The 13,607-nt window shown below is 55.2% G+C and carries 12 protein-coding genes; 5 read left to right on the forward strand and 7 right to left on the reverse strand.

Annotated features, from left to right (window positions below; all coding sequences use genetic code 11):
* From FJ867_RS14905 to FJ867_RS14920, 5 genes are all read right to left on the reverse strand, one after another.
* Positions 1-1,107 (reverse strand): DUF4268 domain-containing protein, encoded by a 1,107-nt coding sequence (locus FJ867_RS14905; protein WP_140817770.1) that lies wholly within the window; start codon positions 1,105-1,107, stop codon positions 1-3.
* Positions 1,094-2,479 carry a restriction endonuclease subunit S gene (locus tag FJ867_RS14910; protein WP_210242309.1) on the reverse strand — a complete coding sequence of 462 codons (1,386 nt, stop codon included), beginning with the start codon at positions 2,477-2,479 and terminating at the stop codon, positions 1,094-1,096. Before FJ867_RS14910 ends, FJ867_RS14905 begins: the two co-directional genes overlap by 14 nt.
* Positions 2,476-3,912, reverse strand: a complete 1,437-nt coding sequence (locus FJ867_RS14915; protein WP_246675047.1) for a class I SAM-dependent DNA methyltransferase — start codon at positions 3,910-3,912, stop codon at positions 2,476-2,478. The genes FJ867_RS14910 and FJ867_RS14915 overlap by 4 nt, the downstream gene beginning before the upstream one ends.
* A complete protein-coding gene (locus tag FJ867_RS28970) occupies positions 3,909-4,310 on the reverse strand; it encodes a type I restriction-modification system subunit M N-terminal domain-containing protein (protein WP_246675048.1) in 402 nt (133 codons plus the stop codon). The genes FJ867_RS14915 and FJ867_RS28970 overlap by 4 nt, the downstream gene beginning before the upstream one ends.
* Positions 4,311-4,467: 157 nt before the next feature.
* A complete protein-coding gene (locus FJ867_RS14920; protein ID WP_140817772.1) occupies positions 4,468-5,064 on the reverse strand; it encodes a hypothetical protein in 597 nt (198 codons plus the stop codon).
* A 196-nt stretch (positions 5,065-5,260) separates the two neighbouring features.
* On the opposite strand from FJ867_RS14920, the gene FJ867_RS14925 reads away from it, so the two are divergent.
* On the forward strand, positions 5,261-5,863 hold the full coding sequence (locus tag FJ867_RS14925) for a recombinase family protein (RefSeq protein ID WP_140817774.1): 603 nt from the start codon (positions 5,261-5,263) through the stop codon (positions 5,861-5,863).
* 605 nt (positions 5,864-6,468) lie between these two features.
* On the opposite strand, the gene FJ867_RS14930 is transcribed toward FJ867_RS14925, so the two are convergent.
* The gene (locus FJ867_RS14930; RefSeq protein ID WP_140817776.1) at positions 6,469-8,085 is read right to left on the reverse strand and encodes a hypothetical protein; all 1,617 of its coding nucleotides are present in this window, start codon (positions 8,083-8,085) and stop codon (positions 6,469-6,471) included.
* 155 nt (positions 8,086-8,240) lie between these two features.
* Here FJ867_RS14930 and FJ867_RS14935 point away from each other — a divergent pair, with 155 nt between their 5' ends.
* From FJ867_RS14935 to FJ867_RS14950, 4 genes are all read left to right on the forward strand, one after another.
* Positions 8,241-9,368 (forward strand): C1 family peptidase, encoded by a 1,128-nt coding sequence (locus FJ867_RS14935; protein ID WP_140817779.1) that lies wholly within the window; start codon positions 8,241-8,243, stop codon positions 9,366-9,368.
* Positions 9,369-9,418: 50 nt separating this feature from the next.
* Positions 9,419-9,814 carry a protease inhibitor I42 family protein gene (locus FJ867_RS14940; protein WP_210242310.1) on the forward strand — a complete coding sequence of 132 codons (396 nt, stop codon included), beginning with the start codon at positions 9,419-9,421 and terminating at the stop codon, positions 9,812-9,814.
* 547 nt (positions 9,815-10,361) lie between these two features.
* Positions 10,362-11,669: a hypothetical protein gene (locus FJ867_RS14945; protein ID WP_140817783.1), complete on the forward strand. Its 1,308-nt coding sequence runs from the start codon at positions 10,362-10,364 to the stop codon at positions 11,667-11,669.
* Positions 11,670-11,856: 187 nt separating this feature from the next.
* On the forward strand, positions 11,857-12,513 hold the full coding sequence (locus tag FJ867_RS14950; RefSeq protein WP_181168363.1) for a hypothetical protein: 657 nt from the start codon (positions 11,857-11,859) through the stop codon (positions 12,511-12,513).
* Between the two features lie 29 nt (positions 12,514-12,542).
* Here the strand turns inward: FJ867_RS14950 and FJ867_RS14955 are convergent, their stop codons facing one another.
* Positions 12,543-13,277, reverse strand: coding sequence for an HNH endonuclease signature motif containing protein (locus FJ867_RS14955; protein ID WP_140817785.1), 735 nt, complete (start codon positions 13,275-13,277; stop codon positions 12,543-12,545).
* Between the last annotated feature and the right edge of the window lie 330 nt (positions 13,278-13,607).

Here is a 13,607-nt window from a genome sequence, read left to right on the forward strand (position 1 = left end):
CTACAACTTCAGTGCCGCGACCCTTGTGCGGAACGCCTTATCCAACCTGATCATAGCGTCGGTCATTCGCTCATTGATTTCAGGCCATTGTTCGGTCGAAGACTTGTAGCCTCCGGGCATGACGTAGCGGATCAGACATCCATCGGACTCAGGCTGCTCTTGCCAGTCCAATTCAGCGCCGAAGTCCCCCTCGACCTCTGGGCGCTGGTTCAGAAGCTGATGGAAGGTGGTTTTGTTCTTCGCGCGCATTCCGCTGCCGAGGGAAATCCACAGCGAGACCTGAGAGTCTTCCCTGCGCACCGTATACAGAAGCGCGAAGCCATTGCGCCCGATGCTGCCTGAGACCCATCCGTCCCGTGTTGCCTTTCGGGAGGCATGGATCGGAGTGCGTTGCTTCGAATAGTCAAGCATCTGCTGCCAGAATTTATGGCGCAGTTCATGACGTTCACCCTGTGACTTTCTCTCGGCCAACTTCTTCACGCCGATCTGGGTCTGATAGCTGGCCGTCTCGGGCAGAGGGATCAGTTGCTGAATGTCGATCAGCACCGGACCATTGTTCATCTTGTAAGGCTTGAGTCGAACACACCTGATGTCGACACCGCGATCGATCAGCCACAGAACAGCCGTCGTCAGCTCCTTGCTGAAATCTGCCGATGCCAGAATGATGCGGGTGTCCTGTCCGAACTGCTCCTCGTCGGCAGCCTCCCAGCCCAGAAACTCCAAGATCGCTCCCTTGGCCGCCTCAAGGTCCGGCAGGGCCGGGTTCCTGAAACGGGCATGGGTGTCAACAAGTTGCTCGAATGTCATGGCGGAAATCATGGCGGCATAGCGCAGGGCTTGCAGTTCCATGTGTCCACCGTCCTCCGTCCGCTTCAACTCGACAACGACGAGGTTGGCATCGCCATCAAGGCAGAGCAGGTCGATTCTGCGTGAACTGTCCAGCCACTCGCCAAACTCCTCGGCGATGACCATGAGCCGTTCGTCAAGAACCTTGATGTGGTCGCGCAGGAGTTGCTGGATATGTTTGCGTTCATGGATACCTTCCGCTCCGAAGCTGGTTTCGGTTACCGCAAGCAGTTTGTCAGCGGTAATCTCAAAGATCGGCATCGGCGAGTTCCTTCGCGACAGCCATCTCGACACTCTCGAATTTCCGCACGTCGATCTTGCCAGTGACGGCTGCTGAGATGAGAGCGGAGCGGCGTTCTTGCAGCAAAGCTACAACGTTCTCTGCGGTGCGAATTAGTCTATCGATCTCAAGGCAGCTATTTAGAACGTGTTCAATGATTGCGATTTGCTCTCCTATCGGTGGCAGACCAATTGTTAGCCCACGAACGTCAGGCATTCCGATCGTCTTCACCGTTGCGCCAAAAGTAAGTCGGTCCAACTCCTGCGTCATCGACCGAAGGCAGTAGAGCAGGAACTCAGGTGTGACCATCGTACCAGGAACCCAGGCTATGAAGTGCTGGGAGACCGCCATTGGTCGCGTAGTGATTGCGCATCGACCAATGGTGGCATCTCGTGAGAAGACGACAACGCCAGTTGGCAGAAGTCTTGCCGATGAGTTGGCGAGTCCAAGTTCGTTCACATACTGGGCAGTTTCACTTATGTAGTCATTGTACTTCAAATATCCTGTATCATGTAAAGATACCCATGGTATGTCACAGTCCTCCCAATATGCGACAACCTTCTTGTCAGGAGTGTGCCCGCTCTCCATTCGGGCGATCCATTTGATCCGGATCACGTTCCAATGCTCCGGCACCTGGCCCAGCCACTCGACGCCAGAGTCCTTCATCGGCGCATCGGGGTTGAGCCCTTTGGTGACTGCGTGGGAAATGACGGCCTGACGCTTTTCCTTAAGCAGTTCGATGAGCCGCCTCTGCTCCTCTACCAGCGCATCGATCTTGCCCGTCTCGCGGTCGAGGAAGGAGGAAATGGCAGTCTGCTCTGAAAGTGAGGGAAATGGAACACGCTCGTCGAGGTAGCTTCCTTGATCCAAGTTCTGAATACCCGATGTTTGTTTGATCGAGCGGACATTCACCCGTGCCGCGTAAGCTGCAGAGTGCAAGTACCGCCAGTATGAGGGGACCATCCCTTCTGCAACAGCGATCCGAGCAATGAAATTGGAGCAGACGGCTGGTCGAAGATCATTGTAGAGAACTACAGCTCCAACTGGCTGCCCCTCTCCCCCACCAGACTTCTCAAGCAGCAGGTTCCCCGCCAATAGAATACGTCCTTGCCTATCATTCTCAGGAACCGATCTGAACGTTGGTTCGTCCATCACTACTTGGAGTTTGGTTCGATCAAAGTCCGCAACACGCACGACAGCGATGTCAAGTTCAGAGCCATCGGGATCGTTACCCCACACCCCATTTCTGCAGCTTGCGGTAGACCACTTCAACCGATCCATCTTCCAACGAACGGGAATGGCACCCACCCACTCGGCAGAAGTGTCCTGATAGTCGGGATAGGGAGGCATCATGCCGACAATTCCCCGATCATCGTCAGGATACGGTCGGTGACCTGCTTCAGATCGGCATCGATCTCGGCGAGTTGACGCGGTGGCTCGAAGACATAGAAGTGCCGGTTGAAGGGGATCTCGTAGCCGATCTTTGTTTTGTCGTGGTCGATCCAAGCATCAGCGGCATGGGGCAGAACCTCGCGTCGGAAATAGGCCTCGACATCTTCGCTGAGCGGCACGTTCTCAGTGTCTCTCAGCGCACTGTCGGCCTGTGGCTTGCCCTTGTTCTTTCCTCGCCCGCCAAGGACGAGGCGTCCCTGCTCGTCGCGCAAGGGGCGTTCGACGGTGATGGTGCGGTAGCCAAAATCCTCATTGGCGAAGATGCGCGACAGCGGTGCGAGCCTAACCTTGCCGCCCTCAGGAGCCGCAGGGGGCTGCTCGCTCTCCAGAACAACCTGCCGCGCCACTTCCTTGCCATTGGCGTCCAGCACGGTCGCGAGATGCGCCTCATGGAAGCCGCCAAACAGTCTGGTGACGGTGGCGATATCTTCGTCGCCCATCTCCTTGCGCTTGGAGCCGAGGCTCTTGCGCATCTTGCGCCAGAAGCTTGAGCCGTCGATGAGCTGGACCTTGCCCTTGCGGTGGGCTGGCTTGCGGTTGGACAGCACCCAGACATAAGTGGAAATGCCGGTGTTGTAGAACATGTCGGTGGGCAGTGCGACGATGGCCTCGACCAGATCGTTCTCCAGCACATAGCGGCGGATTTCGCTTTCGCCGCCGCCAGCCCCTCCGGTGAATAAGGGCGAACCGTTCAGCACGATGCCGAAGCGGCTGCCGCCATCGACCGCCGGTCGCATCTTGGACAGAAGATGCATGAGGAACAACAGTGACCCATCGGACACCCGGGGCAGCCCGGGGCCGAACCTGCCGTTGAACCCCTGGCTCTCACGTTCGGCGCGAACGTCTTTCTCCACTTTCTTCCATTCGACACCGAAGGGCGGGTTGGAGAGCATGTAATCGAATTTTTCGTGCGGATGGCCGTCGTCGGATAGCGTGTTGTCCCGAATGATGTTGCCGACATTCTGCCCCTTGATCAGCATGTCCGCCTTGCAGATGGCGTAGGACTCCGAGTTCAGTTCCTGCCCGTACATCACCAACGAGGCCTTATCGTTATGCTCGAGGAGATACTCACCGGCCACTGAAAGCATTCCTCCGGTTCCCGCTGCCGGATCGTAGATCGTTCTGACCACGCCAGGCTTGGACAAGATGGCGTCGTCCTCGACGAACAGCAGGTTGACCATCAGGCGGATCACTTCACGCGGCGTGAAATGCTCACCAGCGGTTTCGTTGGAGAGTTCGGCGAACTTGCGTATGAGTTCCTCGAAGATGAGGCCCATCTGGTGATTGTCGACCTTGTTGGGGTGCAGATCGATGCGAGCGAATTTCTCGGTCACTTGATAAAGCAGGCCGCCTTGGCCAGCCGATCCACCTGCGCCGCGAACTCGAAGCGCTCAAAGATGTCGCGCACGTCCGGCGAGAAGGCCTGTATGTAGACGAACAGGTTCTGGGCGATGTTGTCCTGATCGCCCATAAGCTTGCGCATATCGAGCTTTGAGGTGTTGTAGAAGGTCTGTCCGGCCTTGCGCAGCAGGAAGGGCTCCGGGTTCATGCTCTGTGCGGTCTTCGCCGCATGTTCGGCCAGCACGGCATCCTTGGTCGGCTCCAGCACACAGTCCAGCCGCCGCAGCACCGTGAAGGGCAGAATGACCTTGCCGTAGTCAGCCTGCTTGTAGTCGCCGCGCAAAAGGTCAGCGACCGACCAGATGAAAGATGAAAGTGCCTGCTGGTTCAATTCATGATGCCCCTGATGATCAGCAAGGAATACACCCCATCGGGTTAACGTTCGCAACTCGGAATGAGCCGGAAATGTTTGGTGCAGAAATGCGCTCGGCCCATCCAATACACGGCAATTCGGCAATCACCCCCGTACCCCGTCGATGGCTTCCTTCTTACCAACTGGGTGCAGTCAGGCCCTTTGCTATCGACTCCGCATATTCCGCCCGGCCCTCGCGTCCGAACTGATATTCTACTCGGTCGTTGTCGGTCAGTATCGCGAGGGATGTAGCGCTGGTCACCAACAGGTCCTGCCGAAGCCGATCGAGCAATTCCTCATATCGAGCTTTGAGCCCAGCGGCGATGGAGAGGACGGCGGTACGAGAGCTATTGGCACGGCTGCTGGGCAAGATCACAGGCGGCTCGCGGAACCACACAAGGAGGTTGATTGATGAGCCGATGCCCTCTGCCATCTCTACTTCGCGGACGAAATAGTGGTCAAACTCAAGGTCGGCCTGCGTTCGCGCGTCGTACGTCCCGACGGTAGGAACCCAGCGGACTACGAAGCTATTCTTCCGGTTGATCGTGGCAAACACCCTTATTTGTGGCTTCGCGGCGGTCCAATTCTTCCTATCGAGCAGCACGTCAATGCTTTCGGGCACCCCCCCAAAGCCGTCGCGAGCCTGTCTCAAGCATCCAGTGCTAAGCTCGGGAACAGCGTCGGCATCAGCTATCGAAGCAGCTATCTGGAGGAAGTGTTCGCTGTTGGTCATGTATTGCCCTTCGCGCTCATCATAACGGTCCTCCTCTGAGTCATGCGTCGACAAAATGGCAAGTCGGTGTCCACATGGGCAGGGTCCAGCGGACGTTCGTCCAGGCACTGCGATATGTGTCCAAAAGAATGGGTGTTGACTTTTGGACGCGATTGACTCACAAGCCTAAACTCTATTGGACATCGGAGGGCTTGGTATGCAGATCGGATATGCGAGAACGTCGACGGAAGAACAGGTCGCAGGATTAGAGGCGCAGGTGCGCGATCTCCAGGCTGCTGGATGCGAGGAGGTCTACTCGGAGCAGGTGTCGGCGCTTGGTGACCGGAAGGAACTGGAGCGCGCCCTCGGGTTCCTGCGCAAGGGCGACACGCTGACAATTACGAAGATCGATCGGCTGGCGCGCAACACGCGGACGCTCGGCGAGATCGTCGATGACCTGCATCTGCGTGGCATTGGGTTGAAGGTGCTGCAGTTTGGCAAGGAGACGCTTGACACGACAGGAGCCTACGGGCGGCTGATGCTGAACATGTTCGCGGCCTTCGCGGAGTTCGAGCGCGACCTTATGAAGGAGCGCCAGAAGGAAGGTATCGCCAAGGCCAAGTCGGAGCAGAAGTACAAGGGCCGGAAGCCCACCGCACGCGCCAAGGCCAGCGAAGCCGTGACGCTGTTCCAGCAGGGAAAGACGGTGTCGCAAGTCGCCAAGGCTGTTGGCATCGGCAGGGGTTCGGTATATCGCGCGCTAGAGGCTGCCAGCATCAATCCTACCCCGCCACCGCAGGTGATTCACAGGCGGCAGTAGAGATCGGACAGACCAGTTGTGCGCCTGCGAATAGCGCCGTGCCCCATGAGGTCGCTTGCGCGGCATTGGAAGGACTACTACCTTCCCAGATACAATGCGGTTGCCTAATCGTTCTGGCTAAATAAGCACACCCTTATGATGAATGAGCGGTGCGTAGGAGAGATCGTAACACCAGATATGAGAATGTGACCCACTTCAGAAATTGGGGTAAGGTTGATATTGAGATATCCCGCATTAAAAATGTCCGAAAGATCACTCAATATAAAAGCCCCAGTTATTGTTTTGTCCCTCATCGATTTGACAAAAAGTCTTGTTGTATAAGTATTCTCCCCAACTGGCAGCGAATCCACGCTTCCCATCTTATGAACGAGCGGGCCTTCCGCGCATGACAGATCGCATAGCTTCACGCTTACTACTGTAGTAGGGCGCGGACACCGCACCGGCTCATCGCCGGAACTGCTTTGGCTCCCGACCAAAACAGCCATAACGCTCCCTATAACGCGAACAAGAACGCCCGGCATCGATTTCCAAGATGCACCAACGACCGAACGTCTGAGACCTGTCACCACTTTAGCTAACGGCCTAGCAGCCGCGATATCTCGGAGTTAGAACTTTGACTCCTGCAATTCCGAATATCCAATTTCTCCTTTGAGAAACTTTGCCAGAGGAGTATTCGGCGCAGCCATATCGAGGTCGGATGGAGCTTCAATCAGTCCTGATTCCACTTCCACGAAGGGCTCCAACCTAACAGCCAGAACGCGAGTGAGTTGTGGGTCATCCTTGAACGTAACGGTTCTCCCGTCGCCTGATACTTCCAGCGTATAGTCGTACGAACTATTGCCACCGGATGCACCAAATCCAAATCCCATGAAGGAAACGCCCCCACTCGCCGCAAAGGATCGCTTTGACCAGCTTTCGGTGGTGATCGACTCGTTAAAGGTAAGCTGCAATGTCAACCCCCTTCCGATAATGAGCGACACTGAAACAAATTGCAGTCTCTCGGTACCAGGAATCTTAGCCAGTATCGGCTTCAACTTGTCATTGTGAAAGACAGCTGGGTTAAACCACAGCTGCCGATCAATCAGGTATTCAGAAATGTTTTCAAAATTGACCGCGATCCCTTTTGATTTACTAATATCCTGTCGATAACTCGATGAGCCTGATCCACTGCCACCTACGCTAAAGAAACTATAGCTCACGCTTCCGCCAGCGGACCACGATTCGTCATGCTTGTGCTTAGAGACCGTATCCTTCTGGACGGAATCGCCGTGCGCGCCAGGGACTTGGAGGAACCTGACAAGATCCCCAAGCGGATACATCGCGGGGGCAATATCCATCAATCCCGAGACTCGCACTGTCGGATTGGCGAATGTCAAATCGTTGACACCCTTCACGGTTCGCTCAAAAGTTGGCCTCAAAGGGCGAGCCACCTTAAAGGTTTCACTCAACTGAGTTATGTTGTCGAGAAGTAATTGTTCTTCAGGTGTATATTTCGACCTCCGCACAGCATCAATAGTTCCAGTGATCATATCAATGTTTTGCGAGTATTGGCTAACCTGATCTGCGTAGCGTATACTTTCTAAATAGTTGAGATACCTCAGTTCGTACTCGGGATCATCATCCTTCAATCCGGAACCAGTCGCTACGCGCCTCCATTCACTATTGATCTTTAGTATGCGGTCCGAGAGCTTCTCAGTTTGAACGCCGAGACGAGCTTGCAGGCCCTCAATCTCGGCCACAGTCTCCTTGTATTTTCTGTCGATCCCGGCAGCCGCAACATGAATGACGCCCCCATAATGCAAGGAAAACCGGTCGGCTTTATTTGCCGGTCCAACCTCTTGTGGGCTCTTCGTATATACGCGATCTGCAAAACTACGAAAGAGCCCTTCATTGTAATACGGAGTGTCCTGCGCAATGTCGAACGGTGTTATTACATTATTTACGAGTAACTTCTGCTTATCAGTATATCCATTTTGTTCCGCTATCCCAAGAAGAAAGCTGTAGTACCAATCAAGGGCATTGGGTAAAGGAGAATCTTTGACCGAAATTGAAACGTCACTGCGATCCAAACTCGGACCACCCGTTGATTCCCAATAGTCAATCGGTCCAACCCCTGCTTCAGACGATATTGACTCCGATTGGTCTTGAGCGTGTGCGGCGGTCGGCACTGCCAGTGCCAAAATAGCCGCGCTGGACTTCAGCATTCCGCGCCTTGAAATCATTCCGTCCTCCCATTGCTCGATCGGCAGCCGTTCTTAGCGACTTTCTTACATAAAATTTCAATTAACTTTACACAAGTAACCATCAACCGCTTGTAAATACAAGCAGAATCGTCAGAAGGGAATGTCAAACTATATAAATCCTTGGCAAAAAAGACTTGACGATCATTTATGCACATGCTCTTATATACGTCAACATATATATTTCTCGTGACGGCATGTTGCTTACCAGCGCTGGTTGGGAGGGGCTTATGCGTATTATTCTCGCTGTTGGAGCGATTGCGGTCGTATGCGTTACTTTTGCATATGAGGCTGCTGGACAGGATTTGAATTCGCTGGTTCAGGAAGGCAAGGCCAAGAATTGGACCTTTACGCCGCGCGTCACGGGCGTGTCTGATCGTGCAATCGAGAGTCTCACTGGGGAGCTACCTGTAAGCGAGGCTGACATGGTGAACGCCGGTCGTGTCAATGAAACTGCGGCACGCGTGCTCGAGTTGTACGATGCTGCCCTTCACAGCCAGAATCTAACAGAGACGGCTCGGCCGCCTTGTGATGCGAAGGCAGCAAGCTGGGATTGGAGGGCTTTCGGCGTAGTAACAAAGGTGCATCTGCAACAATGTGGAGACTGTTGGGCTTTTGCCAGCACGGCTCAGATTGAAAGCGCCTTTATCCTGGCTGGGTGGCCGTCGTCAGACATGGCTGAGCAACAAGTGCTGGATTGTTCAAACTCTGGAGACTGCGGTGGTGGCCGTCGTTTCGACGCTCTCTCGTGGTCGGTAGGGAGCGGATTAGCGGCCGAAACTGTATACCCGAGCGCAACACCAGGATACAAAGGCGTAAAGCAGCAGTGTGACATGGCGGTTGTCGGGCCAGACAAGTTGCTCGCGGTAGGTTGGGTTGATTCGTCGGGGGATGTGCCTAGCACCGACTCGCTGAAAGAGGCTCTTTGTAAGTTCGGACCTATTAGCGCGAGTATCTACGCATCCGCGGCGCTACAAAGCTATGGCGGGCCGGCTACGGAGGTTTTCAATGAGGGCAACAATGCTAACGGCACCAACCATGCTATTCTGATAGTCGGGTGGGATGAGCAAAAGGAGGCGTGGCTCATAAAAAATTCGTGGGGCGAGGGCTGGGGCTTCGACAACGGTTTCGCATGGGTCCACTATGGGAGCAACAATGTTGGGCGAAATGCGGTTTGGGCGCGTGCGCCAATGCCAGACGCAATTCTCCCCCCTGCTGTGCTGCATCAGAAGGATTTGCTGAGCGAGTTGATGATGGCCCAATAAACATGCTGGGTTAATGGGTCTAGCTGTCAATGTTTTGGATATTAGCGGCCTTGCTAGCTGCGGCTCCGATCGAAATAGATGGGAAAGCTGACACGATGTGCGTCATTGCGCTAATCGAGGATACATCTATTCAAACCATCAATGAGAAGTCCGGGCAGGCGTTACTACATGTAAGCAACATACTTAAAATAGTTCTTCCTGTACAGCTGGGGTGGGGTGGGCGTTGGGTTGTGCGCGACAATACTCCCAGCGGCTTAAAACTTTTGGAAACTGCTTTTGACACCGCGCCATCAGGTCAAGACGGCACCTACTCCCATCAGACGTTTATCTTTCAAGCAGTAGAGGTTGGCTCGTTTATTTTGACAATTGATGAGCGTCGGATATTCGTAGAAGGCGAGACACCTCGCAATACAGCGCGCTACGAAATTCAGATTATTGGAAACTGAGTTCAATTAATCGATCAACGCGCACGTTGGACCAGGCCGTCAGCAGGAGCAGAACACGAGCACAATTGCAAGCGGATCGCCCCTCTGCGTTCCGAGAGAGGACCTCATTGTCGGGCAGCAACCACTGGCCCACTTCTGTTCGGCTGCCTGCCCTTTTAGGCCCCACGAGTCTGGTTGCGTATGCGGGTGGTCATATTGCGATCGTTGAAGTCCGTGGACCAAATCTACCCTGCGGGATCGCCAAGGCCAAGGCGGGGCAGAAGTACAAAGGGCCGGAAGCCCGCCGCCAAGGCCGGCAAGGCAAGACGGTCTCCGAAATAGCCAAGTCTCTTGGCATCGGTCGAGGTTCGGTGTATCGGGCGCTGGAGGCTGCTGGCCTCAAGGAAGCTCCCAATCCACAATGACTCACGGCCGGCCATAGACGCACCGCATGGAGTCTTTCGGCTGGCCGAGTCCCCTTGCCGCAGCGCGCCCTCACGCTCCTGTATGGCCTTCTGTGTGCCTTGCAGGGCGGGGTGGCTATTTTTCAACGACTGGAAGTTTGTACATGGACCAGATCACGCCGGCTGTGATCGAGCTGGATGACGAAGAAGAACGGGACAGGCGCTTCAATGCCTATCGGTTCGCCGCATCGGAGAATGCCAAGGCCATCGTTAAGGAAGCGATCGCACTGCTGCTGAGCTGCGAAGCACATTTTGGTCTCAGGACGAACAAGCGGCGCACCCGTGACCAGGAGACGTTCGACCTGACGGTTGATGCCATCCTATCGGACCTCATGCACCATCACGTTGCTGGAACGTGGGGCGACATTTACGTTACGCGCTCCAATCGTGTACTGGGCGCGAAGAGCCGTTATCGACCACGCGCATACAGCAAAATGTTCCCATACATTCTCGACCTTATGGCGAAGCCGGAAATGGCCTATGTCGAACAGCTCATCGCTGCTCCGGTGGAGGGCGCCGCGAGAGCGACGGTTATCCGGCCCGGGTCTCGACTGCTTGATCGGATCGCTGAACACGAGATCGGGATCGACGACCTTGACGAACACCCGCACGGCGAGACCATTGTCCTGAAGCGCATCAAGGACCGCAAGAACCACTGGGACGAAGGCGGATTAGAGAAATACGACGATACGCCGCACACGGAGCGATACCGGGCTGAACTTGACGAGATCAACCAGTGGATCGCTGGTGCCGATCTGCGGTTCGACTCGGACGGCCTTCCATGGCCAAGGACGCAGTTCAGCATCCGTGACCGAAGACTCCGGCGTATCTTCACCCAGTGCCGTTTCGACAGCGGAGGCAGATTGTTCGGCGGGTTCTGGCAGACCCTTCGCAAGGATGAGCGCCGACAGGGACTATCGATCAGCGGCGAGCGCGCAGTTGAACTGGACTACGGGCAGGTCGGACCACGCATCCTCTACGGCATGGCAGGTCACAAGCCGCCATTTGACGACCTCTATGACATCTGGGGCTACGGCTTGAACCGGCCCGGGATCAAGAAGGTCATGAGCGCCATGATCTTCGCATCAGACACTTTGAACCGCTTCCCGAAGGGGACGCGCCGGCTGTTCTCCCGGAGCTACAAGGTCGGTGATGTGGTCGAGGCAGTCGAGGCGAAACATCCCTTGATCAGAAACTGCTTCCATCGTGGTCTCGGGCATGACGCTCAGTTCATCGAAAGCCAGATCATGATTGAGGTGCTGCTGACGCTGAAGGATCAAGGGATCGTGGCACTGCCGATTCATGACGCTGTGATGGTCCCGGCCTCTGCTGTCTCCACCACCAAGGAAATCATGCTCGATACCTTCAATCGACATGCCCATGTGGAAGGCACTGTAACGGTGGGAGCCTGAAGTGAATGACTCTGAGGGGGGCTGATCTCTTGGTCTCTTCACTCCTAATCTCCGCAGGTAAAGCCTGCCTATCTCTGTCGGGGAAACCCACGGCTCACCATAGAGGGACTCGAGATTGAATACGAATTGGATCAGGAAGCGCGAGCGCAAGACCGAGGTCAAAAGCCGTGCCGCCGAGCCCAGCCACATGTTCACGCGCTGCCGTGTCATTGGATGCGACAGGCCCGCGAGAGCTGGCACCGACGATGGTCTGGACACGCGCTTTTGCCGTCAGCACTCCGATCACTATTCCCGTCACGGCAGCCCGTACAAGGGCTCATATACCGCAAAGGAACTCGCGCCGTATCGCAAGGTAGCCTGCGCGTGGCTGGAGGTGAACGCCGAGGACCAATGGGTGCGCAACGCCGTCGACCGCGTGGAGACGCTCTATCGGGCCGCAGGAGCCCATCTGGAGGCGTTCAGATTGCGAGGTCTATCTCCCGAAGAGCGCGCGAAAGCCGCATGGGCGAGGCTGCGAAAGGCGAAGATCGATCCCCGACGCGTTGTCGCTGCCTGGCTTGCCGTCGAGATGGCCATCGTGGCCGATCCGCAGGCCGACCGGAAGCTGGAGTACAAGCGCGTCCAGGCGGCCAAGCTCGTTCACCGGCTGGCATCAGGCACCCACAGACGATGGGAAAGCGGCCCGGGTGGCGCGCAGGAACTGCATGTCTATCCCCGCTCTCGCGGGCGTATCCTGCATCACATAGGCAGCGACATCGAGGAGGCAACAGCCTTGCTCGTCGCACACACCGCCTCGCTGATGTTGCAGGGCTCAACTCGATATGCTGAAGATCGCGCCCCCTGATCACTGTGGAGCAGACCTGTCATGGTTTCCTAGTCACCATCGTCAAGCATGCCGCATGACAAGCAGCGGGCTCCGTTCCAAGGACCTTTTGAGCCGCAATGTCCGCAATAGAAGCTCGAATGCGGATTCTCTTCGGTCGGCACATACCCCGTTCCCCAGGGCGTCTGGACAATGCGGATAGCGCCAGAAGTGTAAAGAACTTTGTAGAAGGGGGTGATGCGAAATTCTGGTGGAGCGGCAAATTCCAACTTAAATTCGATGATATGCGAATCCACCTCCGTGATAAGCGCCTTCATCGCTTTTGGCCTTGCCTTGGCATATGCCAGAATCAATGGCTTTAGCAGTTCTATGTCCAACGTCTCGTCGGCGGCCGATCGCTCGACGGCATTCAGAGCCCTAGTCAGTGCAGCACTAGAGACGGCTTCGGTAGCTGCTTTCCTGGCTTGGTCGGCTTTGGCCGTCGCATTCTGCAATATGATCTGAAAAATTGGAGTAGGTTCGAATACATCAGAGCTTTTCTTATTATTGCATGACGCGCAGGCGGGCATCCAATTCTCATAAGAGTTCAAATTGAAATTACTTGGCAAACCATAGCTGTCCAAGCATTTACTTAAGTGATCGGAATCGTTTAAAAGATATTCTGGAATGATGTGATCCACTTGCATTGATCTTAAATCAATGGGCTTGCGGCACAAGTAACACTGCTCGCCATGAATTTTATAGACCGCCCATCGTTCAGCGGCAGAAAAGCTATAGTCGGACATTCTTGAGCGATGCCATTGTCAAGACAACACCGACCTACGGCGTCCTCTGTAAATTGTGGTTTGGTATCATGAGCTTCGTCCTGTGGCTACCGATTATGTACGATGATACCGGTAGCTGGCTTATTCCAGACAGGCGGCACTTGACCACCCTCAAGCGGCACGATCAAAAAGACCGCTTGTCCACCCACAGCCGAAATTCGAACTGAGACAATACCAAGGACAGGCGTCGCTTGCGGCGGAGACTCGTGGGTGGTACGCAGACGGGAATGGCGGAAAGAAAATTATCAATATAGTCAGTTAGTTGTTGGATCGATAGGCGAGTTCAATCCT

This window comes from Mesorhizobium sp. B2-5-3 (genome assembly GCF_006441005.1).
Lineage (GTDB): Bacteria > Pseudomonadota > Alphaproteobacteria > Rhizobiales > Rhizobiaceae > Mesorhizobium.

Bases quoted from the DNA above. Each gene is read 5' to 3' on its own strand.
- FJ867_RS14905 (WP_140817770.1), bottom strand. From the start codon at position 1,107: ATGCCGATCTTTGAGATTACCGCTGACAAACTGCTTGCGGTAACCGAA.
- FJ867_RS14910 (WP_210242309.1), bottom strand. From the start codon at position 2,479: ATGATGCCTCCCTATCCCGACTATCAGGACACTTCTGCCGAGTGGGTG.
- FJ867_RS14920 (WP_140817772.1), bottom strand. From the start codon at position 5,064: ATGACCAACAGCGAACACTTCCTCCAGATAGCTGCTTCGATAGCTGAT.
- FJ867_RS14925 (WP_140817774.1), top strand. From the start codon at position 5,261: ATGCAGATCGGATATGCGAGAACGTCGACGGAAGAACAGGTCGCAGGA.
- FJ867_RS14930 (WP_140817776.1), bottom strand. From the start codon at position 8,085: ATGATTTCAAGGCGCGGAATGCTGAAGTCCAGCGCGGCTATTTTGGCA.
- FJ867_RS14945 (WP_140817783.1), top strand. From the start codon at position 10,362: ATGGACCAGATCACGCCGGCTGTGATCGAGCTGGATGACGAAGAAGAA.
- FJ867_RS14950 (WP_181168363.1), top strand. From the start codon at position 11,857: ATGTTCACGCGCTGCCGTGTCATTGGATGCGACAGGCCCGCGAGAGCT.
- FJ867_RS14955 (WP_140817785.1), bottom strand. From the start codon at position 13,277: ATGTCCGACTATAGCTTTTCTGCCGCTGAACGATGGGCGGTCTATAAA.